This window comes from Streptomyces sp. NPDC021115 (assembly GCF_044333065.1).
Taxonomy (GTDB): Bacteria; Actinomycetota; Actinomycetes; order Streptomycetales; family Streptomycetaceae; genus Streptomyces.
In genome coordinates this window covers 477,559-501,907 of record NZ_JBIRQF010000003.1, presented here as the reverse complement: position 1 = coordinate 501,907, position 24,349 = coordinate 477,559, and the positions used below count along the sequence as shown (strand labels likewise).

The following is a 24,349-nucleotide window of genomic DNA, read 5'->3' as shown; positions in this document are numbered from 1 at the left end:
GTGCGCGCACGGTAGACCGCGGCGGTGTGCCACCGCATGGCGCGGGTTCCGCTCAGCGGGACGCCCATGGCCTGGCGTTCCTCCGGCGGGGTGCCCCGCACCCATCGTTCTGCTGAGCGGGACGAGTCCGTAGGCGAATCCGGCGGGCCCGCGCATTCTCGGTGCCACGGTTCCAACGCCAGCGGGAGGACACGCACGATGACGGTCGAGGGCTCGCCCGATACCAAGCACACCGCCCGGGGCCGCGGCAGACCAGCGGGGGAACCCGGCCGCCAGGACTGGGCCTCCTGGCCACATTACGACGCGGCGGGCTCGGGTTTCCGCGGCTACTGGTACCCGGTCACCTGGTCCAGCCACATCACCGGCAAACCGCTCCCGTTCACCCTGTGCGGAGAGAAGATCACGCTGATCCGGGACGGTGGCACGGCGTACGCGCTGCACAACCGCTGCCCGCACCGCGGGGTGCCGCTGTCGGAGGGCGATCAGCAGTTCCCGGGCACCGTGAGCTGCCCGTACCACGGGTGGACGTTCGACCTGCCCACCGGCAAGCTGGCCGCGGTCATCACCGACGGGCCCGGCTGCCGGCTGACCGGCAAGGTCGCGGTGCGGACGTACCCGGTGGAAGAGCGCCTCGGCATGGTGTGGGTGTACATCCCGATCGCCGACGAGGAGCCGCACCCGATCGACTCGCAGCTCCCCGAGGAACTCGTGGGCAACGGGTTCGTCATGGGCGGCCGGATCGAGCCGCGCGGTGGCAACTGGCGCTTCGCCTGCGAGAACGGCTTCGACGAGGGCCATGCGAAGTATCTGCACCGGACCGCGCTGTGGCGGCTGTTCAAGCCCATGCCCACGTGGAACATCACCCGGATCGTGCCCAAGGGGCGCTGGATCTTCCGGGTGCAGGACGAGGTCCACTGGGAGGCCGATTTCCCCGGTGTCGGCCACTGGTCCAACAAGCGGTGGTGGAAGATGCAGCCGCCCAAGGAGACCTTCAACATCGGGAACACCGGCAAGGCCGACAAGATCAACCCGACGATCGAGGCGCAGGAGTTCCCCGGCTTCGCGTCCCTGTCGATGCCGGGTGTGCTGCGCATCGCCTACCCCAAGTTCATCCACTACGAGTTCTACGTACCGGTGGACGACGACAACCACCGCTATGTCGGGGTGATGGTCAACTTCACCGAGGGCTGGAAGACCCTCGGCTTCTACGCCAAGTACCTGGGCGCCGTCCGCTGGCTGTTCCACGGGCAGTTCTCCGGCCAGGACGCCTGGATGGTCGACGTCACCGACGCGCCCCCGGAGAAGCTCTACCGCCCCGATGTCTCGCTGACCTCCTGGCGGAACCTCAGCGAGGAGGAGTACGGCAAGAAGCTGGCCGCGATCGGCCCCGACTCCCCCGAGAACACCAAGCCCACCCGCGAGCGGAAGGCATGACCATGGGCCGTACCCTGCTCACCCTGCTGGCCGGGGCCGCGCTCGCCGTGTGCCTCCCGCTGGCCGGGCAGCGCATCGCGCGCACCACCATGACCCAGGTCCACAGGATCAACCAGTGACCGGCGGCGGACCGGCGGCCACGGACACCACGGACGGCCTGTCCGGACTGGACGAGCGGCGGCGCGCCTGGGTCACCGAGGCATGGCGCCACATCACCCCCGCCCGGCTGCGCGAGCTGATCACGGGCCTGGTCGACATCCCGAGCCCGACGGGCGACGAGGGGCCGCTCGCCACCCACATCGCCGACACCCTCGGCGCCGCCGGATGCGACGCCCGGGTGCAGCCGGTCGACGACCGGCAGGCCAACGCGTGGGCGCGGCTGACCGGCGACGGCACCGGACCCGACCTGATGCTCTACGCGCCCATCGACACCCTGACGGTGGGCGAGGAGAGCGAGGACGTCCCCTGGATCGGCCCCGAGCTGCGCCCCGACATGCGTGCGCGGGCAGCCGTCCACGGCGATCTGGTGACCGGGCTGGGGGCGTCCAACCCGAAGGGGCACGCCGCGTGCGTGATGATGGCCGCCGACGCCGTCCGCCGGGCGGGAGTGCCGCTCACCGGCGATCTCGTCGCGGCGTTCGGCGCGGGCGGCATGCCCACCAACGCCCGGCCCGGCTCCGCCCGGTACAACACCGGCCAGGGCGCGGGCTGTTCGTTCCTGCTGGAGCAGGGCGTGTGGACCGACTACGCGGTGATCGCCAAACCCGGCTGGACGGTGTCCTGGGACGAGGTCGGGCTCGTGTGGTTCGAGGTCACCGTGCGGGGCCTGCACACCTATGTGGGCTCGCGCCACCGCCTGCCGTACGACAACGCCATCGCGAACGCGGGCACGATCGCGCTGCGCCTGGAGGAGTGGTTCACGGGCTATGCGCTCCGCCACACCGGTGGCACCGTCGCCCCGCAGGGCGTGGTGGCCTCGGTACGCGGCGGATGGCCGCGCATGGCGGCCACCACCCCGGCGTCCTGCGTGCTCCGGGTGGATTTGAGGATCGGCCCGGACACCACGCCGATGCGGGCCAAGCGTGAGTTCCTGGCCGCGCTCGCCGCGATCCGGGACGACACCGGGATCGAGGTCAGCGGGGAGATGATCCTCGCCGTTCCCGGGACCCGGACCGATCCGGACAGCTGGGTGTGCCGCAGCGCGATCGCGGGCTGGGAGGCGCTGGAGGGCCGTCCGCACGAGGTGATCCGGGGCAACAGCGGCGCCACCGACGCCAACATCCTGCGCGGCCGGGGCGTGCCCACGGTGCGCGTCGGCATGCCGAAGGTCACCGAGGCCCCCTTCGAGATCGACTTCTCCTTGGGGATGAACACCGTCGACGTCCGGGCCATGGAGCGGCTGACCCGCCACCTGGTCCGCACCGCCGTCGACACCGTCACCCGCACCCGCGGCGAGGTGGAAGGAGAGCCGGAATGACCGAGATCGTCCTGGGTGTGGGCGCTTCGCACAGCACGCTCATGAACACCCACTGGGAGGAGACCGTCCACAAGGACCGCGCCGAGCGGTTCCGGGACGCGCTGCGGGAGGCGCGCGACGAGATCGCCGCGGCCCGGCCCGACACCGTGATCCTGGTGGGCTCCAACCACTTCCGCGGCTTCTGGCTGGACCTCATCCCCAGCTTCACCATCGGCGTCGGCGAGTGCGTGGCCAGCGGTGAGTCCGGCACCCCCGAGGGCCCGCAGCGGGTGGACGTGCCACTGGCCCGGCACATCGCCAACTCCCTTGTGGAGGGCGGCCGTTTCGACCTGGCGTACTCGGCCAGGCTCCAGATCGACCACGGCCAGTCGCATGCCATCCAGTATCTGCTGGACGGTCTCGACGTGGAGATCGTGCCGCTGGTGGTGAACGTGTTCGCCCATCCGCTGCCCACGCTGAGGCGCTGCGAGCGGCTGGGCCGGGCCATCCGGGACGCGGTGCTGACCTTCCCCGAGGGCCGCCGGGTGGCGGTGATCGGCTCCGGCGGGCTCTCGCACCGGCTGCCGTGGCCGGACTGGCGCGATCCGCGCGGTGACGACGAGGAGTTCATGGTGGGCGCGTGGCTGAACGGCCGCGACCACTGGAAGGACTACGACGTCAGGCGCCGCGAGATCATCCGGGCCGCCGAGGCCGCCATCAACGAGGACTTCGACGAGGAGTTCCTGAGCCTGGTGGAAAGCGGCCGGACCCATGAGATCACCCGGTACACCACCGACGAACTCGAGAAGGTGGCGGGCAACGGCGCCCAGGAGGTGCGCACCTGGCTGCTCATGGCGGCCCTGCTCGGCCACGCCCCCGGACGGCGGCTGAGTTACGAATCCCTGCCCGAATGGCTCACCGGCATGGGTGTCGCCGTCCTCGATCCCACCCACCATCACACCAGCGAAAGGCAGCCATGAGCATCTGGACGGAACTGTCGGGCATCGACTACCGGCACGCCTATGTGGACACCGGCGACGTCACCACCCGGGCCCTCCAGGCGGGACCCGAGGACGGCGAGCACGTGGTGTTCCTGCACGGCACGACGGGCCATCTGGAGGCGTTCGTACGGAACATCCCGGCGTACGTCGAGCGCGGCTACCGCTGCCACGCCATCGACATGCTCGGCCACGGCTACACCGGCAAGCCGGACCGCCCCGGGGAGATCCCGGCCTATGTCGACCATCTGATGGCCTACCTCGACGCGGTGGGGGCCCAGCGGGCGCATCTGGTCGGTGAGTCGCTGGGCGGCTGGGTGGCGTCCTGGGCGGCGAGCGAGTACCCGGACCGGGTGGCCTCGCTTCAGCTGCTGTGCATGGGCGGCACCAAGGTGAACCCCGAGGTGATGGAGCGGCTGAAGACCTCGACCAGGGCAGCGGCCCTGGAGGACGACGTGTCCTTCACCCGGGAGCGGCTGCGGCTGCTGTGGGCGGACTGGGACGAGGAGCTGGGCGAGGAACTGACTCGGATCCGCTACGAGATCTACCACCACCCCGAGTTCCAGGAGAACCTGCACAACCTGCTGGCGCTCCAGGAGGTCGACCGCCGGACACGGAATCTGCTGCGGCCGGACCGGATGGCGAGGATCAAGGCGCCGACCCTGGTGGTGTGGGGCAACAAGAACCCGTTCGGGGCCGTGCCGGAGGCCGAGGCCATCACCGAGGCGATCCCCGGCGCCCGGCTGGAGATCTTCAACGAGTGCGGGCACTGGCCGCAACACGAGAAGGCTGAGCTCTACAACCCGCTCAGCCTGTCCTTCCTCGACGAGGCCACACGATGAGGGGGTGTCGGGCATGACCGTCGTCCCGCTCGACCACGCCGCACCGCAGTCCCCCGACTCGATGAACTCCGTGCTCGGCAAGGTGCGCCCGATCCTGGAGGCGTTCACCGCCGACGACAGCACCCTCTCCCTCGCCGACCTGGTGCGCCGTACGGGAGTGGCGAAGGCCACCGTGCACCGGCTCGCCCAGGAGCTGGTGGTCTGGGGGCTGCTGGAGCGCGATGGCTGCGACTACCGGCTGGGGCTGCGCCTGTTCGAGATCGGCCAGCGGGTGCACCGGCAGCGCATCCTGCGCGAGGTGGCGCAGCCGTACATGGAGGACCTGCTGCTGGCCACCCGGGAGACCATCCACTTCGCGATCCACGACGGCCTCGACGTCGTCTATCTGGAGAAGATCCTGCCGCATCGCGGGCTGAGCGAGGAGTCCCGGGTGGCCGGACGGCTTCCGCTGTACTGCACCGCCACCGGCAAGGCGATCCTGGCCTTCTCGCCGAAGCCCCTGACCAGGGAGGTGATCGGCAACGGGCTCAAGCCCTTCACCCGGTACACGATCACCTCGCCCGCGCGGCTGCTGTGCCAGCTGGAGCGGGTACGGGAACAGGGCATCGCCACCGAGGCGGAGGAGATCCGGCTGGGCTATCTGAGCATGGCCGTCCCCGTCTTCGCCCGCGCGGGCTCGCTCGCGGGCGCGCTGTCCATCACCGCGCCCACGTACCGCTTCGACGCCGCCGCCCACGCGGGCGCGCTGCGCACCGCGGGTCTCGGGATCAGCCGGGCACTGCGGGCCGCCCTGTGAAGGCGCTGGAGGAGGTGGTGGCGCGGGCCCCGGCGCTGATCGGGCAGTGGGAGGCCGAGGACTGCGGGGTGCTGACGGTCAAGGAGTTCTGCCGGTATGCCGCCGCGGTGGGCGACGACGCGTACGTGGCCCGGGCCCGCGACCGGGAGGCGGCCGGGGAGCCGGTGGAGGCTCCGCCGCTGTTCCTCGCGGCGATGATGGGCTGGGAGGACGGCCCGGCCGAGGACGCGCTGCGCCCGGACGGGCTGGCCACCAGGGAGTCCCCGTGTACGCAGGGGCTGCCGGTGCGCCTGGTGCACGGCGGCCAGTCGGTGCGGCTGGCCCGGGTCCCGGTGGCGGGCACCCGGATCACCGCGTCCCGCGCCCTGAGGTCGGCGGACCGCAAGGGGGGCCGCTCGGCGGAGTTCGTCCTGCTGGGCGTGTCCACCCGGTTCACCTCGGAGGACGGGACGGAGCTGATGGCCGTGGACGAGACGATCGTCGTGCTGGAGAAGGGAGCGGCCGGATGAACACCCCCGTCGCGGGGCAGGTCTGCCCGCCACGCCGCTACGCGCACAGCAGGGTGCGGCTGTTCCGGTTCAGCGCCGTGTCCTGGAACGCGCATCGCATCCACTACGACGCGGAGTTCGCCGCCACGGAGGGTTTTCCCGATGTGGTGGTGCAGTCCACCCTGCACGGCGAGACGCTCGTCCAGTACGCCCTCGACTGGTCGGGCCCCGGCGCCCGGCTGGAGGGGGTGAGCTGGCGCAACCGGGCGACCGCCGTGGCCGGTGAACCGCTCACCTGCACCGCGACGGTCACCGCGGTCGAGCCCGCCGCCAAGGGGCAGCGCGTCTCGCTGGAGGTGTCCGTCCTCAAGGAGGACGGCACCGCGTGTGTCACCGGGACGGTCGAACTGACCCGCCCGGTGGCCTAACCCGCGTACCGCTCGTACCAGCCCTTGAGCAGGGCGCGGTCCAGATCGGGCGACTTCTTGATGAGTTTCTGCCCGGTGAGAAAGCCGACGATCCTGGCGGACTGGGTGCGGTCGGCGCCGGTGAGGCCGCGGACGCGGAAGGTGATCTCCGGGAGCACCTTCCGCGTCTGCTCCTCGGGCAGCTTGACCTGCCGGTTGGTGGCCTCCGCCGCGGCGCCCGGGTCGCGGGTCACCATCCGGTCCGCCTCGGCGAGCACTCGGAAGACCTTGGCCGCCACCTCCCGGTTGCTCTTCAGCCAGCGCTCCTCCGCCAGCAGCCACTGCACATAGGTCACCCCGAAGTCGCCGCTGTGGCCCGCGATGTGGCCGCCCGACGCCGCGCCCTTGGCGGCCCACGGCTCGTAGAGGACGTAGGCGTCGATGGAGCCGCGCTCAAGCAGTCCCGGCATCTCGGGCGGGGAGCTCTGGTGGATCTTCACGGACGAGGGATCGATGCCGTGGCGGCGCAGATAGGCGTGGGTGGCGTACAGGCCGAGGCCCTGGATGGACGCCATCGTCCTGATCTGCTTCGGGGAGGTGATGCCGTCGCGCAGGACGACCTTGAGGTAGCGGTCGGAGGACTGGAAGACACCCAGCGCCCGCAGCCCCGGATCGCCCGCCATCAGCGGCAGGGCGGTGGAGTCGGCGTTGGCCGCCAGCTGTGCCGTCCCGGCCGTCACCGCCTGGCTCGCCGTCGGGCCGCCCTCGGTCCGCATCAGCTCGACGTTCACGCCCGCCTTGGCGAACATCCCCCGCTCCTTCGCCAGGTAGAAGGGCGCGTACGAGGCGTCGACGCCGAGGGCGACGCGCACCGTGGGCCCGCCCGACACCTCCCCCGCGTCGGAGTCCACCGTCCCCGCCATGCAGGCGGGGAGAAGGAGGAGCGCCGTACAGGCGACGAGCAGCCGCCCCGCCCTGCCGTTGTCCGGGTTCATGAGCCATGACCTCCCAGCACGCCGATCCCTGTGGTCGCGCCACGTTCCCAGTGGCGGGCACCTCCGCCGAAGCGCGGTGTCCCGCCAGACGGAACGGTTTCATTGGGCCCGGCCACGGCGGTCCCTACGCTCCCGGACCATGAGCGTTCTTACCGATGTTCCGGCCACGGCGTCCGCTTCGGACGTGGTGGACACCGACATCCTCATCATCGGCGCCGGTCCGTCGGGACTCTACGGCGCGTACTACGCGGGGTTCCGCGGGCTGCGCGTGGCGGTCATGGACGTCCTTCCGCAATGCGGCGGCCAGATCAGCGCGATGTACCCGGAGAAGCCCATCTTCGACATCGCCGGTTTCCCCTCGGTGCGCGGCCGCGACCTGGTGGACGGACTGGTGGCCCAGGCGGAGCCGTACGGGCCGGTGTACCTCCTCGGTCAGCGGGCGGTGGAGCTGCGCCACGGGGAGGACGGCCGTCCCGTGGTGCGCAGCGACGCGGGGACCGCGGTCCGGGCCGGGGCGGTGGTGATCACCGGCGGGGTGGGGACGTTCACGCCCAGGCCGCTGCCCGCCGGCGAGGGCTATCTCGGCCGTGGGCAGGTGTACTTCGTACCGGATCCGTCCGGCCACACCGGACATGACATCGTCGTCGTCGGCGGCGGGGACAGCGCCTTCGACTGGGCCGCGACCCTCGCTCCCCTGGCCCGCTCCGTCACCCTGGTCCACCGCCGGGACCGGTTCCGGGCCCATGCCGCGACCGTGGCGAAGGTGCGGGCCCTCGGCATCGAGATCGTCACCGACACCGAGGTGACCGGGCTGCACGGCGCGGACCGCCTCGAAGAGGTGACGATCCGCCACCGCCTCACCGGGGACACCCGCACCCTCCCGGCACAGACCGTCGTCGCCGCCCTCGGCTTCACCGCCGATCTCGGCCCGCTCCAGCACTGGGGTCTTGAGCTCCAGGCCCGGCGGATCGCCGTGGACACCCGGATGGCCACCAGCCTGCCGCGGGTGTTCGCCGCCGGGGACATCACCGACTACCCGGGCAAGGTGCGGCTGATCTCCGTGGGCTTCGGCGAGGTCGCCACCGCCGTGAACAACGCCGCCACCGTGATCGATCCGGAGGCGCTGCTGTTCCCCGGGCATTCCACAGAGAAGGAGAACTGACATGGCCTACGTCATCGGCCCGGCCTGCGTCGACATCATGGACCGCTCCTGTGTGGAGGAATGCCCGGTCGACTGCATCTACCAGGGGACGCGCAAGCTCTACATCAACCCGGTGGAGTGCATCGACTGCGGCGCCTGCGAAACCGCCTGCCCCGAGCAGGCGATCGCGGTGGACCGGCTGGCCCGGCCCGAGCACCGCGAGGACAACCGCCGCTTCTTCACCGAGCCGCTGCCGGGCCGTACGGAGCCGCTGGGCACCCCGGGCGGCGCCACCGGGCTCGGCCCGGTCGGCGTGGACACCCCGCTCGTCGCGGGGGCGGACGCATGACCGGGGGCCGGGGCCAGGGGCTTCCCCCGGAGGTGGCCAAGGCGGCGGACACCCTGCTGGAGGCCACCCGCAGCGGTGTGGTGTGCCCGCCGGTACGCACGTTCCTCGCCGAGGGCGACATCGGGGCCGCGTACGCGGTGCAGCGGGTGAACGTCGGGCGAGGTGTGGCCGCCGGGCGGCGCGTCGCGGGCCGCAAGATCGGCCTGACCTCTCCGGCCGTACAGACCCAACTGGGCGTGGATCAGCCGGACTTCGGGACGCTGTTCGGCGACATGGCGGTGCCGGAGGGCGGTGTGGTGGCGGCCGGGCGGCTGCTCCAGCCCAAGGTGGAGGCGGAGGTGGCGCTCGTCCTCGGTGCCGATCTGCCGCACCGCGACTGCACGGTGGCCGATGTGCTGCGCGCGACCGCGTTCGCGCTGCCCGCGCTGGAGATCGTGGACAGCCGTATCGCCGGATGGGACATCGGCATCGTGGACACCGTCGCCGACAACGCCTCCTGCGGGCTGTACGTCCTGGGCGGCACCCCCGTGCCGCTGACCGGGCTCGATCTGCGCGGGGTGCGGATGACGATGAGCCGCGGCGGCCGGACGGTCTCGGAGGGCACCGGTGCCGACTGCCTCGGCAGCCCGCTGAACGCCGCCGCCTGGCTCGCCTCGGCCGTCGCCGCCGAGGGCGATCCGCTGCGCGCCGGGGAGACCCTGCTGACCGGGGCGCTGGGCCCGATGGTGGCCGCGGTCCCCGGCGACCGGTTCGAGGCGCACATCAGTCAACTGGGCCGGGTCACGGTCGAGTTCGCGACGGAGGGAGATCAGGCATGAGCAGCCGTACCAAGGTCGCCGTCATCGGCTCCGGCAACATCGGCACCGATCTCATGATCAAGGTGCTGCGGCTGTCGGAGACCCTGGAGATGGCGGCGGTGGCGGGCATCGACCCGGACTCCGACGGCCTCGCCCGCGCCCGCCGCATGAAGGTGGCCACGACCCACGAGGGTGTGGACGGGCTGGTGGCGCTGGAGGAGTTCGCCGATGTGCGGATCGTCTTCGACGCCACTTCGGCGGGCGCCCACCGCCGCCATGACGAGGTGCTGCGCGGCCTCGGGCGGACGGTGGTCGACCTCACCCCGGCCGCCATCGGCCCGTATGTGGTGCCGCCGGTGAACCTCGACGCCCATCTGGACAGCCCCAACGTCAACATGGTGACCTGCGGCGGCCAGGCCACCATCCCGGTCGTCGCCGCGGTCTCGGCCGTCACCCCCGTGCACTACGGGGAGATCGTCGCCTCCATCGCCTCCCGCTCGGCCGGTCCCGGCACCCGGGCCAACATCGACGAGTTCACCGAGACCACCGCCTCCGCCATCGAGCGGGTCGGCGGGGCGGCCCGGGGCAAGGCCATCATCGTCCTCAACCCGGCCGAACCGCCGCTGATCATGCGGGACACCGTGCACTGTCTGGTCTCGGAGTGCGACGAGGCGGCGGTCACCGCCTCGATCGAGGCCATGGTGGGCCGTGTCCAGGCGTATGTCCCGGGCTACCGGCTCAAGCAGAAGGTGCAGTTCGACCGGATCGACGGCGACGACCCGCTGGGCGGCCTCGTCCCCGACGGCGCGGGCCGCGGCGGCGCGGTGAAGGTGTCGGTGTTCCTGGAGGTCGAGGGCGCCGCCCACTACCTCCCGGCGTACGCGGGCAACCTCGACATCATGACCTCGGCCGCGCTGCGCACCGCGGAGCGCCTGGGGGGTGTCTTGTCGGTCAGGCCGGATCAGCGAGCGGCGTCCGGTGCGGTAGCTCGCAACCCGCGTGAGGAGAGCGCAGCGGCGCTGCGCGCGACGAGCGCGGGGCCGCGAGGTGCCGTGCCAGGCGACGGGAGCCCGGCATGATCGGCAAGACACCCCCTAACCACCCACCACACCGCCGAGGAGGCAGCACGGTGACCCCGGCCAGCTTGTACATCCAGGACGTCACCCTGCGGGACGGCATGCACGCCATCCGGCACCGTTACTCCGTCGACCAGGCGCGGGCCGTCGCCACCGCCCTGGACACCGCCCGGGTCGGGGCGATCGAGATCGCCCATGGCGACGGTCTGTCCGGGTCGAGCGTCAACTACGGGGTCGGCGCGCACACCGACTGGGAGTGGATCGAGGCGGTCACCGACGCCGTCCGGCACGCCGTGCCGACCACGCTGCTGCTGCCGGGCATCGGCACCGTGCGCGACCTGACGCGGGCCCATGGGCTCGGCATCCGCTCGGTGCGCATCGCGACCCACTGCACCGAGGCCGACATCTCAGCCCAGCACATCGCGGCCGCCCGCGAGCTGGGCATGGATGTCGCGGGCTTCCTGATGATGTCGCACATGGCCGAGCCCGCCGAACTCGCCCGGCAGGCGAAGCTGATGGAGTCCTACGGCGCCCACTGCGTGTATGTCACCGACTCCGGTGGACGGCTGACCATGGACGGGGTGCGCGACCGCTTCCGCGCCTACCGCGACGTCCTCTCCCCCGGCACCGAACTGGGCATCCACGCCCACCACAATCTGGGCCTCGGCGTGGCCAACAGCGTGGTCGCCGTGGAGAACGGCGTCACCCGCGTCGACGCCTCGCTGGCCGGGCAGGGCGCGGGCGCCGGGAACTGCCCGCTGGAAGCCTTCATCGCGGTGGCCGATCTGCTGGGCTGGCCGCACGGCTGCGATCTCTTCCCGCTGATGGATGCCGCCGACGACCTGGTCCGGCCGCTCCAGGACCGGCCGGTGCGGGTGGACCGGGAGACCCTGAGCCTCGGCTACGCGGGCGTGTACTCCAGCTTTCTGCGCCACGCCGAGACGGCGGCGGCCCGCTACGGCCTGGACACCCGCACCATCCTCGTCGAGGTCGGGCGGCGCGGCATGGTCGGCGGCCAGGAAGACATGATCACGGACGTGGCGCTGGACCTCGCGGAGGGCCGGGCATGAGCGCCGCGGCGGCCCGGCCGCGGATCGGGATCCGGGTACCGCCGTGCGACCGGGCGGACCGGGTGGCGCGGACCGTGCGGCGGGCCGAGGAGCTGGGCTTCGACCAGGTGTGGTTTCCCGACTCGCAGCTGCTGTGGCGGGACGTGTTCACCACCCTGACGGCCGCCGCGCTGGCCACCGAGCGCATCGGCCTGGGCACCGCGGTCACCAATGTGGCGACCCGGCACCCGGCCGTCGTGGCGTCGGCCGCGCGCAGCGTGGCCGAGCTGGCGCCAGGCCGGTTCACCCTCGGCCTCGGCGTGGGCAACAGCTCCGTCGGCCCGATCGGTATGCGGCAGACCACCTCGGCGGCGATGCGCGAGGGGGTGGGCATGCTGCGGGCACTGCTGGACGGGCGGAGCTGGGACTTCGGCGGCGGTGTCCACTCCCGGCTGCGCGATCCCGGGCCGCCGGTTCCGTTGCACCTCGCGGCGAGCGGGCCGAAGAACCTGCGGCTCGCGGGCGAGATCGCCGACGGTGCCATCCTGCTCAGCGGCGTGTCCCCGAAGCCCCTGGCCGGGGCCGCCGCCCGGGTGCGCGAGGGCGCCGAGGCCGCGGGCCGGGCGTCGGGGGCGGTGCCGCTGGCGGTGTCCGCGTTCTGCGCGGTGACCGACGACGTCGAGGCCGAGGCGCGGCTGATCAAACCGATCTGCGCGTCGATCGCGCAGAACGGCGGGGCGCCCTTCCTCGCCCTCGCGGGGATCGAGGTGGACGTCCCCGCCACGGTGGCGGGGGTCTACCCCGACCTGGTGCACGCCGAGGACTGGGACGCGGCGGTGAAGGTGTGCTCGGAGTGGATCAGCGACGAGGCGGCCGTGCGTTTCGCCCGGGAGTTCTGTCTGTTCGGCACCGCCGCGCAGATCGCCGAACGGCTCATGGCGCTGCACGCCGCCGGAGTGTCCGGCGTCTTCCTCCAGCACGTGGGCTCCTACGACCCGCCCACCGAGCTGATCGAGGCGGTCGGATCCGCGGTGCTGCCGGAAATCCCCTAGTCCGGCGCGGCTAAACGCCTCCTTACCGCCCGCATGAAATAGAGGGCTTTCCTGGGTATTGACAAAATTGGCGAAAGGATCGCTGAACCGCTGATCGTCACGCTCTCTTCCGGCATCCCTGAAAAGCGCCTATCGTTCGTCTCCTCGGCTCTGGTGGCCGCCCCGGTACCGGTGCGCCACGCAGATGAGGAGGTCAAACGCAGTGACTGGGTACGTGTATGCGGAAAAGGACAATGAGCCACGGCAGATCCGCGAGACCCCCAAGTCGGTTCTCGGCAAGGTCGGCCTCATTCTGTCCGCTTTCCGGGACAACGACTTCGCCCTCAGTCTCGCGGAGTTGACGGCCCGTACCGGGGTCGCCAAGGCCACCGTCCACCGGCTGTGCCAGGAACTCGTCGCCGGAAATCTCCTGGAGCGGGAGGGTGCCAAGTACCGGCTCGGGCTCCAGCTGTACGAGATCGGCCTGCGCGCGCCCCGCCAGCGCACCCTGCGCGAGGCCGCCAGGCCTGTCATCGAGAACCTCGCGCAGAAGCTCGACAACGCGGTGAACCTGGCCGTGCCCAGCGGCTCGGATCTGCTGTGCATCGAGAACGCCGGGCGGCACCGCAACCGGGCCCGGTCCACCGCGGGCGGCCGCCGCCTCCGGCTGCACTCCAGCGCCGCGGGGAAGCTCACCCTCGCGATGCTCCCCGAGCAGTACCCGCTGTCCCGGGTCGTCCCGCAGATGGACCGCCGTACGCCCCGTACCCTCACCCCCGCCCGGCTCCCCGCCGAGCTGGCCCGGATCCGGGAGCAGGACTACGCCGTGGAGGTCGAGGAGGCCCGCCGCGGCTATCTCGCCGTGGCGGTGCCGGTGCGCGGCCTCGACCACACGTACCTGGCCGCGCTGGCGGTCATCGCCCCCACGGCGGGCAGCAGCATCCCGCGGATGCACGCCGCGCTGACCGAGGCGTCCCGCGCCATCACCTCACGCCTCGCCATCTTCGAGGCGCACCGCGCCCCGCTCTGACGCCACCTCAACGGCCGGGTGAGGCCGCCTCCGCGGTGTCCTCGACCAGCATCCGGGCGATGCCCTGGGAGCTGAAGACGTCCCGGGTGGCCAGCGCGATGCCGCCGTGGATCCCGGAGCCGCTGCCGAGCTGGGCCGTGGTGATGGTCAGCTTGCGCGTGGCCAGCGGCAGGGCGCGCTGGTAGACCGCGGCGCGGACCCCGGAGAGGAGGTCGTCGCGGAGTTCGCTCAGCGGGCCGCCGAGTACCAGCGTGCGCGGGTTGAACATATAGACCAGCATGGCCGCGATCTCACCGATCTCGGTGGCGGCCTGGCGCAGGGCGCGCACGGCCTGCGGCTCGTTGTCGGCGACGCGTTCCGCCAGGACGTGCACCCCGTGCAGCGGGTCCTCGTCGGTCGACTCGGGGATGCCGAGGCCGCGCAGCACGCTCCGGTGGGAGGCGACCGCCCAGACGCAGCCGACGTTGCCGCAGGAGCACAGGGCGTCGCCGCCACCGATGGCGCGGATGTGGCCGACGTCCCCGGCGGCGCCGTCCGCGCCCCGGTACACCGTGCCGTCCGCGATGATGACACCGGCCCCGATGCCGGTCGCGATCTTGATGCAGAGCAGCGGGGCGTCCACTCCGTCCTGGCTGGCCTCGCCGAGCGCCATCAGGTTGGAGTCGTTGTCCACGACGGCGGGGGCGCGGAAGGTGCTGCTCAGCCGCTCGGCGACCGGATAGCCGTCCCAGCCGGGCATGCCGGTCGGCTGCACCGGGCAGCCACGCTGGAAGTCCACCGGCCCGGGCAGCCCCATCACCACCTCGCGGACCCGGTCCGGGTCGCGCCCGTACGCCGTGAGCAGGCCCGACAGCCGCTCGGTCACCGCCGCCAGGACCGCGCCCGGCCCCGCGTCGACCCGGACGTCCACCGTCTCCTGCGCGATCACCCGCCCGGTGAGATCCGCTATCGCCACCCGGGATTCCAGCGTGTCCACGTCCACCACGGCGATGGTCCCCGCCCGCGGGCTGAGCGTCAGCACCCTCGGCGGCCTGCCGCGCACCGACTCGCTCGACTCCAGCTCGTCCAGGATGCCCCGCCCGACGAGATGGTCGACCTGCTGCCCCACCGTCGACCGGGCCAGACCGCTGCGCCGCGCTATCTCCGCGCGGCTGGTCGCCTCGCCCGACACCACGAGATCCAGTACGCTGCGCAACGCGGAGGGCACCGCGGGCAGCAGGGCCGGATCGGTGGCGCGCCTCTCGCCTTTACGCACTTCTCCGTACCCAATCTTTCGCTCACCTGCGCCCGGCGGCGCTTCGATCTGTCCGACAGGCTCGGCTCGGGACCGGGTTTAGTCAAGGGAAAGAACTAAAAACGGTGTCCTGACCCGGTCTCGCGAACTAATCGCCGGACGGTCAGGGCTGACGCGTCATGCCCGCAACGCGTCGATCACGCCCGCGAGGTGGGCACGGACGGCCGCTTCCGCCGCCCGCGGGTCCCGGGCCCTGATCGCTTCGATCATGGCCAGATGCTCGCCCAGGGACGCCTGAGGACGTCCGGGCCGCAGCGCGAGCTGGAAACGGTGCCGCACCAGCTGTGCGTTGAGCCGTTCCAGCAGCTCCACGGCCACCTGCTGGCCGGAGATCTCCCTGATCCGGCCGTGCAGCTCATGGTTGAGCCCGGAGTACGTCATCGGTTCACCGTCGGTGACCGCCTTGGACATCGCCGTGCCCAGCTCGGCGAGTCCTGTCAGCTGTTCCTCGGTGGCCGCTACGGCCGCCTTGGCCGCGCACAGCCCTTCGAGGGCCATGCGGCACTCGGTGATGGCCACCGCCTCCTCGACGGACACCACCCGCACCCGCGATCCGCGGTTGCGGATCCGTTCCACCAGCCCTTCCGCCGCCAGGTCGATCAGGGCCGCGCGGATGCTGGCCCGGGTCACCCCGAACTGCTCGGCGAGTTCGCTTTCCACCAGCCGCTGAGCCGGTGCCATCTCGCCGCGCAGGATCGCCTGCCGCAGCTGGGTCAGCGCATGCTGCTTGGCCTGTTCGCCGGTGCCCGGGCGGGCTTCCTTCGGCATCGTGCTCTCCCTGAATGAGACGTGTCGAAGGCAAATCTAGGCGCCTCAGACCGGGTGGACGGCCAGCTTGAACTCGGCGAGCACCAGCCGCCTGGAGGAGCCGCTGTTGTGCGAGACCATCAGCGCCAGCGGCGTCCCCGGGTGCACGAAGATCTCGTGGTGCTTGGTGAAGCACTGCACGCCGGGGCTAGGGGGCCGGTGGTCGGTGGCGGTCGAGTCCGCACCCGTCGACAGCCCGAGCGGATCCCGTACGAAGCGGTCCCGTAACTCGCTGTAGCCCCCGGCCTCCCACTGGATCATGGCCGTCAGCGCACCCCAGCCGCCGACCGAGGGCCAGATCAGCCCGGCGCGGTCGTCGGTACGCCAGTTCTTGATCGTGTAGCCGTCGGGCTGGACCACTTGGTGCATGCCCAGCGCGTCGTACGACTCGCCGGTGCCGAACGGGAAGCGCACCACGCGATAGCCGCCGGGCGGGATCACCTGCGGCTCAGCGACGATCAAGGAACAGATCTGCACGGCCACGACGCCTCCAGCGGGTCGGCCGGGGCGAACCCCGGGGAGTGTGCGGGGTGATCCTGAAGCTCGGGCCAGTCTGCGTCGACAGGTGCCGCGTGTCCATGAACTCCGGTCGGACGGACCGACGAACGGTTTTTTCCGGGGTGTTGACGTAATTATTTGACGTGCGCATGCTGTTCTGCATGCACCCTCAGGACGGCCCCCTGGCCCGGCTGCGGCGGGGGCACGAAGACCACGTACTGGACCTGATGCGCACCCACGGCCCGCTCAGCCGGGCCGAACTCGGCCGGCACACCGGGCTGTCCCGGACGACGCTGTACGACATCGTCGCCGAGCTGATCGACAGCGGCGCGGTCGTCGCCACAGCGTCTGGAACGGCACCGCGGAAGCGGGGGCGGCCGGTGGAGAGGCTGACGCTCAACCCGCGTGCGGGGCACGTCATCGGCATCGACTTCGCCCGCCGCGCGGTGCGGGTGTCCGCGGTCAACGTCGCCCACGAGGTCATCGGTTCGGCCGGGGAGTCACACGACCCGGAGCTGCCCTGGGAGGGGCGGATCGACCTGGCCGAGCGCCTGGTCGGGACGCTGGCCGACGGCACCCTGCACCTGGGCGCGCTGAACGCCATCGGGGTGGGTGTGGTCGGTCCGGTCGGCGATCCGGAATCCGGGCCCGCCACCGCGCACACGGCCGCCGACCTGCCCGCGCTGCTGCGCAAGCGGTTCGAGGCTCCGGTCCTGGTGGACAACAACACCAGGCTCGCCGCCCTCGCCGAGGCCACCTGGGGAGCGGCGGACGGGGACCAGGACGTGCTGTATCTGCGGCTGTCCCACGGCGTGGGCGGCGGTCTTGTGGTGAACGGCTCGCTGCACCGCGGCGCGTACGGACTGTCCGGCGAATTCGGCCACATCACGGCCGCGTCGGGCGACCGGCCGTGTTCATGCGGCGGCACCGGATGCCTGGAAACGGTGGCCTCGGTGGGCGCCGTGCTCGACGCCCACCGCCGTGCGGGCGGACACGCGGACGGGCTGCCCGCCCTCCTCGGGGAGCTGGCGGCGGGCGATCCGGTGGCGCTGCGCACCCTGGAGACGGTCGGCACCCAGGTCGGCACCGTGCTGGCCGCGGTGTGCAACGCGATCGGTCCCGGGGTGATCGTGCTCGGCGGTGAACTGGCCGCGGCCGGGGCGCCGCTCTTCGAGCCGGTCGGACGGGCGCTCGCCGCACACCTGATGCCACTCGCCCGGGACCACGTGGACCTGCGTCCGGCGGCGCTCGGCGAGACCGGCGGCGCCCTGGGCGCCATCGCCCTCGTCCTGCGTGAATCCCCCCTGCTCAACCGATATCCGGCCCGCAGCCGGACCGAAGAGGAGGACCCATGAACCCCGCGAGGCATCCATGACGGTGGTCACCGCGACGGAGAAGACCCCCGCGCCGCCGGAAGCGCCGCACGGCGCGCGCCGTACCGTCCGTCCCCTCGTGTTCAACCTGATGGCCCTCGTCCTGGGCGTGGCCGTGTGGGCGTCGGCCGCCGCCACGGGTCTCGCGGACATCCCAGGACCGCTCTCGGTCGGCTCCAGGGCGGGCGATCTGCTCGCCGACGGCACGCTCGGACAGGACGCGCTGGCCAGTCTGCGGCGGGTGCTGCTGGGCTTCGCGCTCGGCACCCTGGTCGCGGTTCCGGTGGGCTTTCTGATGGGCTGGTATCCGATCGCCCGCGGCCTGCTGGAGCCGTACGTACAGTTCTTCCGCACGATTCCGCCGCTGGCGCTGATCCCCCTGGTCATCGTCCTGATGGGCATCGGCGAGACGCCGAAAATATTCGTGATCTTCCTGGCCGCGTTCATGTCCTGTGTGGTGGCCGCCTTCCAGGGGGTGACCAGTGTGGAACGGACACTCATCGACGCGGCGCGGGTGCTGGGCGCCTCGGACCGGGCCGTCTTCCTCAAGGTGGTCATCCCGGCGTCCACCCCGTTCATCCTGGTCGGCATGCGCATCGGGCTCGGGGCGGCCTGGGCGACGGTGGTGGCGGCCGAGATGATCGGCGCCCAGCAGGGTCTCGGCTTCGAGATGGTCCACGCCCAGACCTACTACGACGTCCCCACGATCTTCGTGGGGCTCCTCAGCATCGGCGTGATCGGCCTGGTCATGGACCGGCTGTTGCTGCTGGCCGAGCGCCGTCTCACCGCATGGCAGGAGCGCCGATGAGCACCAAGATCTCATTCCGGAACGTGGTCAAGTCCTACCCGATGAAGAACACCACCTTCACCGCCCTCGACGGGGTCTCGCTGGACATCGAGGACCGCGAGTTCGTCGCGGTCCTCGGGCCCTCGGGCTGCGGCAAATCCACCCTGCTGAGCATGGTCGCCGGGCTGGTGGAGCCCACCGCCGGCACGGTCACGGTGAACGGCGAGCCCGTCACCGGACCGGGGCCGGACCGTGGGGTGATCTTCCAGCAGTACGCGCTGTTCCCGTGGCTGACGGTGCGCGGCAACGTCGAGTTCGGGCTGAAGCTGGCGCAGGTGCCGTCCGCGGAACGCAGGCGGCGCGCGGAGCGTGCCATCGAGCTGGTCGGGCTCGCCGACTTCGCCGACGCGCTGCCCAAGACGCTCTCCGGCGGGATGAAGCAGCGCTGCGCGATCGCCAGGGCCTACGCCGTGAATCCCGAAGTCCTGCTGATGGACGAGCCGTTCGGGGCCCTGGACGCGCTGACCCGGGTGCAGTTGCAGGACCAGCTCCTCGACACCTGGACCCAGGACCGGCGCACGGTCCTGTTCGTCACCCATGACGTGGACGAGGCGGTGTACCTGGCGGGTCGGGTGGTGGTGCTGGCCGCCCGGCCCGGCCGGATCCACCGGGTCCTCGACGTGGCTCTCCCGTATCCCCGGACCGAGGAGATACGGCTCTCCCCGGAGTTCGCCCGGATCCGCAACGCCGTCTGGGCCGACGTCTACCACCAGGCTCCGGCCGGCTCCCCCGCCTGACCTCCCGCCCCTCCCCCGAAGGGACTTTCGACCAGATGAGCATGACACGGCGCGCCCTCCTCTCCGCACTCTCCGCTACCGGAATGTCGCTGTCGGTCGCCGCGTGTTCGTCCTCCGGCGACGGTGGCGACGACGCCAAGGCCAGGTTCGGCTACATCGCCGACTACAACGGCGCGAGTCTGCTGGCGATAGCCGACCAGCGGGGCCTGTGGAAGAAACACGGACTCACCGCCGACTACAAGGTGTTCGTCAACGGCCCCGTGCAGATCCAGGCGCTGGGCACCGGCAACCTGGACTACGGCTATATCGGGCCCGGCGCCCTGTGGCTGCCCGCTTCCGGCAAGGCCACCATCGTCGCGGTGAACACGCTCACCTACGCCGACCGGGTCATCGCCAGACCCGGCATCACCTCGGTCAGAGGCCTGAGGGGCCGGAAGGTCGGCGTGCCCGAGGGGACGTCCGGCGAGATGGCGCTCAATCTCGCGCTCCAGCAGGCGGGGATGGCGATGGACGACATCTCGAAGGTGGTGATGGACGCGCCCACCGTGGTGTCCGCTTTCGCCTCCGGGAAGATCGACGGCGCCGGGATCTGGTATCCGCTCATCGACACCATCAAGGCGAAGGTGCCCGGCATGGAGGAGGTGGCGAGCACCGAGGACATCCCCGGCTCCACCTTTCCCACGGCGTTCCTCACCGGCGCCAAAAGGAGGCCGGAGCGTGACGAGAAGGTGGTCAAGGTCCTCCAGGAAGCCAACGACTGGCGGGCCGCCCATCCCAAGGAGTCCATCGCGCTCGCCGCGAAGATGCTGAAGGCGGATCAGACCACGGTCGCGGCGGACGCCGGGCATGTGAAGACCATGACGACCGCCGACCTGGTGACGAAGACCGAGGACGGCAGCGTCGGGAAATGGCTGGACGGCATGTGCCGCTTCTTCACCCGTACCGGCCAGCTGGCGAAAACACCGGACCCGGCCGGTTTCTACGACGGTGACCTCTACACGAAGGCGGCCGCGAAGTGAACCTGCTGTTCCTGATGACCGATCAGCACCGCGTCGACACCCTGGGCTGTTACGGCAATCCGCACGTGGCCACGCCGCACCTCGACCGGCTGGCGGCGACCGGCACCCGCTTCGACCGGTGCTACACCCCCACCGCCATCTGCACCCCGGCCCGGGCCAGCCTGCTCACGGGGCAGGCGCCGTTCCGCCACCGGCTGCTGGCCAACTACGAGCGCAACGTCGGCTATCTGGAGGATCTGCGCGAGGACGCGTTCACCTTCCCCGGCGCACTGGCCGAGCGTGACTACCAGCTCGGCCTGATCGGCAAGTGGCACGTCGGCACCTGCCGCAACGCCGCCTCCTACGGCTTCGACGGCCCCGACCTGCCCGGCTGGCACAACCCCGTCGACCACCCGGACTACGCGGCGTATCTGAAGGAGCGGGACCTGCCGCCGTACCGGATCTCCGATCCGATCCGCGGCACCACGCCCAACGGCAACCCGGGAAATCTGCTGGCGGCCCGGCTGCACCAGCCGGTCGAGGCCACCTTCGAGCACTATCTCGCCACCCGCGCCATCGAGCAGTTGGAGCGGTATGCCGCGGACGGCAGGCCGTTCTTCCTGGCCACCCACTTCTTCGGGCCGCATCTGCCGTATTTGCTGCCCGACGCGTACTTCGACGCCTACGATCCCGGCCTGGTCGAGCTGCCCGCCTCGATCGCCGAGACCTTCGAGGGAAAGCCCCCGGTGCAGCGCAACTACAGCGCCCACTGGACCTTCGACACCATTCCGCTCGACGTCACCCGCAAGCTGATCGCCGTGTACTGGGGCTATGTCACCCTGATCGACGCGCAGATCGGCCGCATCCTGACCCGGCTGGACGAACTCGGGCTCGCGGGCGACACCTCGGTGTTCTTCACCGCCGACCACGGCGAGTTCACCGGCGCCCACCGGCTGCACGACAAGGGCCCGGCGATGTACGAGGACATCTACCGCATCCCCGGCATCGTCCGGATCCCCGGCGCGGCCCCTCAGGTGCGGCAGGAGTTCGTCAGTCTCACCGACTGCACCGCCACCATCCTGGACCTGGCCGGCTGTGACCCCTCACCGGCCGTGGACAGCCGCAGCCTGGTGCCACTGGTCCGGGGCGAGCGTCCGCCGTGGCCGGGCGAGCTGCTGGCCGAGTTCCACGGCCACCACTTCCCGTATCCGCAGCGGATGATCCGCGACGAGCGCCACAAGCTCGTCGTCAACCCGGAGTCGGTCAACGAGCTGTACGACCTGCGCGCCGACCCCCACGAGCTGACCAACCGGTACGAACACCCGGAGCTGCGGCCGGTACGCCAACGCCTCATGCGCCGCCTTTACGACCTGCTCCGGGAGCGCGGCGACAACTTCTACCACTGGATGACCCCGATGTTCGACATCGGCGCGTCCGACTACGACCCGAGCCTCAGCTCTTTCGAGCCGGAAGGACCGCGGAGATGAGACGCATCCCCGGCGCCCTGGTCGCGGCGCTGCTCTGGGCGCTGCTGGCCGGTCTGCTGCCCGCCGCCCACGCGACGACGCCCCGGCAGACGACGACCCAGCTAGCGCACGAGACACCGGCCTACCGGAACCCGGTGACGGCCGGGACCGTGGACACCTTCCCCGACCCGGTGACGATCCGGGGCAAGGACGGCTTCTGGTATGCGTACGGCACCCAGAACCCGGTGTTCCAGAGCAGGGGCGAGGACGGCGAACGCATGCTGCCCATCCTCCGCTCGGCCGACTTGACGCGCTGGGAGTACGCGGGCGAGGTCTTCACCCCCGAGACCAAGCCCGTCTGGCACCAGGGCGCCCGGCTGTGGGCGCCCGACATCCGCTATGTCGACGGCCACTACAACCTGTACTACTCGGTGTCCTCCCGGAACACCGTCGGCGTGGCGACCGCGCCCACCCCCACCGGCCCGTGGACCGATCAGGGGGCCGTCCTGCCGTCGCCGAGCGGCTGCGCCACCGGCAACATCGACCAGGCGCAGTTCACCGACCAGGGCGGCCGCCCCTACCTGTACTGGGGCAGCTACGACACGATCTGCGTGGCGCGGATGAACGCCGCCCGCACCCGCATCGAGGGCCCGGTCACCGAGGTGGCCCAGGGCCGCCGGATGGAGGGCGGGTTCGTCGTCCGGCGCGGCGGCCACTATTACCTGTTCTACTCGGACGCGGGCTGCTGCGACGGCGCGTACAGCGGCTACCAGGTCAAGGTGGGCCGGTCGACCAGCCCGACCGGCCCCTTCACCGACGACCGCGGCGTCCCGCTGACGGCCCCCACCAGCAAGGGCGGCGTGGTGCTGGGTGCAACCGGCAACGGCTGGATCGGCCCCGGCCACAACGCCGTCCAGACCGATCTGTCCGGCCAGGACTGGCTGGTCTACCACGCCATCCACTCCGACGACCCGGATCTGAAACCGGCCGCCGACGGCACCCTGAAGCTGTCCAAGCGGCCGATGCTGATCGACCGGCTGGACTGGATCGACGGCTGGCCGGCCGTACGGGCCGGGGCGGGCGCGTCACAGGGCGCGCAGCGTTCCCCGGTGACCTCGGGGGCCGCGGGCGGCACGTTCAACGACGGTTCGCTGAAGGGCTGGCACAACGCGGGGCCAGGCGACGGCGGCTGGCGCGTCGGCCACGAACAGGACGCGCGGGGCTTCGTGACCCACGACTCCGCCTCCCCCGCCCAGCTGGTCTCGAACCGATCCGCCCCGGCGGCCCGGCGTGCCGAAGCCGATCTACGGGTCGGCTCGGCCACTGGCGCCGCCGGACTGCTCGTCGACCACACGGGCCCTGGCAGCTTCGTGGTGGCGTGGCTGGACCGGGAGCGCGGCGCCCTGGTGACCGATGTCAGGATCGACGGCCGCAGCCGCGGCAGGCAACTCACCCCGCTCCCAGCGGACTTCGCCTGGGACACCTGGCACAACGTGGCGGCCGAGCTGCGCGGCACCCGGATGACCGTGGAGGTGAGCGCCGACCGGCTGGGGGACGCGGTGGCCACTCAGGTGCGTTCCGTGCCCGCCGCGGCGGTCCGCCCCGGCAAGGTCGGCGTGGCCACCCGCGGCCGTGGAGCCGCCGCCGACAACGTCGGCGCCACGGGGCTGTACCGCCCGGTCACCGCCGCCGTGCCCGAACCGGAGCCCGGCCCGCTGCTCCCCGCGTACAGCGACGACTTCGACTCCGCCACCGTGCCCGGCACCACCGCCGGTTCGCCGTGGTCCTGGGTCCGCGGCCCGGCGTCCGGGGTGGCGATGGACGACGGCGCCCTGTGGTGGCCGACGCAGAACGCCGAACTCCACCTGGGCGGCAACACGGCGTCGGTACTGACCAGGGAGGCGCCCCCGGGGGACTACACGGTGGAGACGAAGATGCGCTTCGCTCCGGAACGAACCAACCAGCAGGCCGGGATGGTCCTGTACGGCGGCGACGACCGCTACGTCAAGCTGGTGCACGCGGTCCTCCCGCTGAGCCACACCGACGGGGCGCTGACGCACGTCACCGAGTTCGCGAAGGAGGGCGAGCGTCCGACGACCACACCACCGACCCCGGTGGCGTACGGCCCCATGTTCGGCGGTCCGCCCGCGGACACCCTGTGGATGCGGATGTCGTATCACACCGACACCGCACACGACGAGACCGAGGTGCGCGCCGCCACCAGCACGGACGGTGTGCACTGGGTGCGGGCGGGCGTCTGGACCCTGCCGGGCGTGAGCGCGTTCCGGATCGGCCTGGTCGGGATGAACACCGCGGGCGCCACGGCACGCTTCGACTATGTGCACACCTATGCGTCCAGCCGCTGAAACACGAGGTGTACCAGGTCTTTACAACGATGTAAGCGGGTGATGGCATACCCCTGCCCGCTGAACCACTCGCT

The 24,349-nt window shown here is 71.4% G+C and carries 25 protein-coding genes; 21 read left to right on the top strand and 4 right to left on the bottom strand.

Going from position 1 to position 24,349, the window contains the following annotated elements; genetic code table 11:
- The first annotated feature begins 198 nt into the window (after nucleotides 1-198).
- The 8 genes from ACH4TL_RS12250 to ACH4TL_RS12215 are packed head-to-tail and all read left to right on the top strand — an operon-like array spanning nucleotide 199 to nucleotide 6,442.
- The gene (locus ACH4TL_RS12250) at nucleotides 199-1,434 is read left to right on the top strand and encodes a Rieske 2Fe-2S domain-containing protein (protein WP_398318277.1); all 1,236 of its coding nucleotides are present in this window, start codon (nucleotides 199-201) and stop codon (nucleotides 1,432-1,434) included.
- Nucleotides 1,431-1,553 (top strand): hypothetical protein, encoded by a 123-nt coding sequence (locus ACH4TL_RS12245; RefSeq protein WP_398318280.1) that lies wholly within the window; start codon nucleotides 1,431-1,433, stop codon nucleotides 1,551-1,553. Before ACH4TL_RS12250 ends, ACH4TL_RS12245 begins: the two co-directional genes overlap by 4 nt.
- Nucleotides 1,550-2,911, top strand: coding sequence for a M20 family metallopeptidase (locus ACH4TL_RS12240; protein ID WP_398318283.1), 1,362 nt, complete (start codon nucleotides 1,550-1,552; stop codon nucleotides 2,909-2,911). The genes ACH4TL_RS12245 and ACH4TL_RS12240 overlap by 4 nt, the downstream gene beginning before the upstream one ends.
- The gene (locus ACH4TL_RS12235; protein WP_398318286.1) at nucleotides 2,908-3,870 is read left to right on the top strand and encodes a catechol 1,2-dioxygenase; all 963 of its coding nucleotides are present in this window, start codon (nucleotides 2,908-2,910) and stop codon (nucleotides 3,868-3,870) included. The genes ACH4TL_RS12240 and ACH4TL_RS12235 overlap by 4 nt, the downstream gene beginning before the upstream one ends.
- Nucleotides 3,867-4,730 carry an alpha/beta fold hydrolase gene (locus tag ACH4TL_RS12230; protein WP_398318289.1) on the top strand — a complete coding sequence of 288 codons (864 nt, stop codon included), beginning with the start codon at nucleotides 3,867-3,869 and terminating at the stop codon, nucleotides 4,728-4,730. Before ACH4TL_RS12235 ends, ACH4TL_RS12230 begins: the two co-directional genes overlap by 4 nt.
- Nucleotides 4,731-4,743: 13 nt before the next feature.
- Nucleotides 4,744-5,526, top strand: coding sequence for an IclR family transcriptional regulator (locus ACH4TL_RS12225; protein WP_398318292.1), 783 nt, complete (start codon nucleotides 4,744-4,746; stop codon nucleotides 5,524-5,526).
- Complete coding sequence (locus ACH4TL_RS12220; RefSeq protein WP_398318295.1) at nucleotides 5,523-6,035, top strand: MaoC family dehydratase N-terminal domain-containing protein; 513 nt, start codon at nucleotides 5,523-5,525, stop codon at nucleotides 6,033-6,035. The genes ACH4TL_RS12225 and ACH4TL_RS12220 overlap by 4 nt, the downstream gene beginning before the upstream one ends.
- Nucleotides 6,032-6,442: an acyl dehydratase gene (locus tag ACH4TL_RS12215; protein WP_398318298.1), complete on the top strand. Its 411-nt coding sequence runs from the start codon at nucleotides 6,032-6,034 to the stop codon at nucleotides 6,440-6,442. The genes ACH4TL_RS12220 and ACH4TL_RS12215 overlap by 4 nt, the downstream gene beginning before the upstream one ends.
- Here the strand turns inward: ACH4TL_RS12215 and ACH4TL_RS12210 are convergent.
- A complete protein-coding gene (locus ACH4TL_RS12210) occupies nucleotides 6,439-7,416 on the bottom strand; it encodes an ABC transporter substrate-binding protein (RefSeq protein ID WP_398318301.1) in 978 nt (325 codons plus the stop codon). The two genes, ACH4TL_RS12215 and ACH4TL_RS12210, sit on opposite strands and share 4 nt — an antisense overlap.
- A gap of 139 nt (nucleotides 7,417-7,555) precedes the next feature.
- On the opposite strand from ACH4TL_RS12210, the gene ACH4TL_RS12205 reads away from it, so the two are divergent.
- From ACH4TL_RS12205 to ACH4TL_RS12175, 7 genes are all read left to right on the top strand, one after another.
- Complete coding sequence (locus ACH4TL_RS12205; RefSeq protein ID WP_398318304.1) at nucleotides 7,556-8,578, top strand: NAD(P)/FAD-dependent oxidoreductase; 1,023 nt, start codon at nucleotides 7,556-7,558, stop codon at nucleotides 8,576-8,578.
- Nucleotide 8,579: 1 nt separating this feature from the next.
- Nucleotides 8,580-8,906 carry a ferredoxin gene (gene fdxA / locus ACH4TL_RS12200; protein ID WP_398318307.1) on the top strand — a complete coding sequence of 109 codons (327 nt, stop codon included), beginning with the start codon at nucleotides 8,580-8,582 and terminating at the stop codon, nucleotides 8,904-8,906.
- Nucleotides 8,903-9,724, top strand: coding sequence for a 2-keto-4-pentenoate hydratase (locus ACH4TL_RS12195; RefSeq protein ID WP_398318310.1), 822 nt, complete (start codon nucleotides 8,903-8,905; stop codon nucleotides 9,722-9,724). The genes fdxA and ACH4TL_RS12195 overlap by 4 nt, the downstream gene beginning before the upstream one ends.
- Nucleotides 9,721-10,782 carry an acetaldehyde dehydrogenase (acetylating) gene (locus ACH4TL_RS12190; RefSeq protein WP_398318312.1) on the top strand — a complete coding sequence of 354 codons (1,062 nt, stop codon included), beginning with the start codon at nucleotides 9,721-9,723 and terminating at the stop codon, nucleotides 10,780-10,782. Before ACH4TL_RS12195 ends, ACH4TL_RS12190 begins: the two co-directional genes overlap by 4 nt.
- A 98-nt stretch (nucleotides 10,783-10,880) precedes the next feature.
- On the top strand, nucleotides 10,881-11,849 hold the full coding sequence (gene dmpG / locus ACH4TL_RS12185; RefSeq protein ID WP_398318705.1) for a 4-hydroxy-2-oxovalerate aldolase: 969 nt from the start codon (nucleotides 10,881-10,883) through the stop codon (nucleotides 11,847-11,849).
- Nucleotides 11,846-12,880, top strand: coding sequence for an LLM class flavin-dependent oxidoreductase (locus tag ACH4TL_RS12180; protein ID WP_398318315.1), 1,035 nt, complete (start codon nucleotides 11,846-11,848; stop codon nucleotides 12,878-12,880). Before dmpG ends, ACH4TL_RS12180 begins: the two co-directional genes overlap by 4 nt.
- 202 nt (nucleotides 12,881-13,082) lie before the next feature.
- Nucleotides 13,083-13,889 carry an IclR family transcriptional regulator gene (locus tag ACH4TL_RS12175; RefSeq protein ID WP_398318318.1) on the top strand — a complete coding sequence of 269 codons (807 nt, stop codon included), beginning with the start codon at nucleotides 13,083-13,085 and terminating at the stop codon, nucleotides 13,887-13,889.
- Between the two features lie 7 nt (nucleotides 13,890-13,896).
- Here ACH4TL_RS12175 and ACH4TL_RS12170 read toward each other — a convergent pair whose 3' ends face one another.
- The 3 genes from ACH4TL_RS12170 to ACH4TL_RS12160 all read right to left on the bottom strand — a co-directional run bounded on the left by ACH4TL_RS12170 (nucleotide 13,897) and on the right by ACH4TL_RS12160 (nucleotide 16,473).
- The gene (locus ACH4TL_RS12170) at nucleotides 13,897-15,144 is read right to left on the bottom strand and encodes an ROK family protein (RefSeq protein ID WP_398318321.1); all 1,248 of its coding nucleotides are present in this window, start codon (nucleotides 15,142-15,144) and stop codon (nucleotides 13,897-13,899) included.
- Between the two features lie 156 nt (nucleotides 15,145-15,300).
- Complete coding sequence (locus ACH4TL_RS12165; RefSeq protein WP_398318324.1) at nucleotides 15,301-15,951, bottom strand: GntR family transcriptional regulator; 651 nt, start codon at nucleotides 15,949-15,951, stop codon at nucleotides 15,301-15,303.
- A 45-nt stretch (nucleotides 15,952-15,996) separates the two neighbouring features.
- Nucleotides 15,997-16,473 carry a hypothetical protein gene (locus ACH4TL_RS12160; protein ID WP_398318327.1) on the bottom strand — a complete coding sequence of 159 codons (477 nt, stop codon included), beginning with the start codon at nucleotides 16,471-16,473 and terminating at the stop codon, nucleotides 15,997-15,999.
- A 164-nt stretch (nucleotides 16,474-16,637) separates the two neighbouring features.
- Here ACH4TL_RS12160 and ACH4TL_RS12155 point away from each other — a divergent pair, with 164 nt between their 5' ends.
- From ACH4TL_RS12155 to ACH4TL_RS12130, 6 genes are read left to right on the top strand one after another with little or no spacing between them, the layout of a single operon-like run.
- On the top strand, nucleotides 16,638-17,843 hold the full coding sequence (locus ACH4TL_RS12155) for an ROK family protein (RefSeq protein ID WP_398318708.1): 1,206 nt from the start codon (nucleotides 16,638-16,640) through the stop codon (nucleotides 17,841-17,843).
- A gap of 16 nt (nucleotides 17,844-17,859) precedes the next feature.
- The gene (locus tag ACH4TL_RS12150) at nucleotides 17,860-18,669 is read left to right on the top strand and encodes an ABC transporter permease (protein WP_398318330.1); all 810 of its coding nucleotides are present in this window, start codon (nucleotides 17,860-17,862) and stop codon (nucleotides 18,667-18,669) included.
- Nucleotides 18,666-19,445: an ABC transporter ATP-binding protein gene (locus ACH4TL_RS12145; RefSeq protein WP_398318333.1), complete on the top strand. Its 780-nt coding sequence runs from the start codon at nucleotides 18,666-18,668 to the stop codon at nucleotides 19,443-19,445. Before ACH4TL_RS12150 ends, ACH4TL_RS12145 begins: the two co-directional genes overlap by 4 nt.
- A 35-nt stretch (nucleotides 19,446-19,480) precedes the next feature.
- Nucleotides 19,481-20,464 carry an aliphatic sulfonate ABC transporter substrate-binding protein gene (locus ACH4TL_RS12140; RefSeq protein ID WP_398318336.1) on the top strand — a complete coding sequence of 328 codons (984 nt, stop codon included), beginning with the start codon at nucleotides 19,481-19,483 and terminating at the stop codon, nucleotides 20,462-20,464.
- Entirely contained in the window at nucleotides 20,461-21,930 is a 1,470-nt protein-coding gene (locus tag ACH4TL_RS12135; RefSeq protein ID WP_398318339.1) for a sulfatase-like hydrolase/transferase, read from the top strand. Before ACH4TL_RS12140 ends, ACH4TL_RS12135 begins: the two co-directional genes overlap by 4 nt.
- Nucleotides 21,927-24,275, top strand: coding sequence for a family 43 glycosylhydrolase (locus tag ACH4TL_RS12130; protein WP_398318342.1), 2,349 nt, complete (start codon nucleotides 21,927-21,929; stop codon nucleotides 24,273-24,275). The genes ACH4TL_RS12135 and ACH4TL_RS12130 overlap by 4 nt, the downstream gene beginning before the upstream one ends.
- The last annotated feature ends 74 nt before the right edge of the window (nucleotides 24,276-24,349 follow it).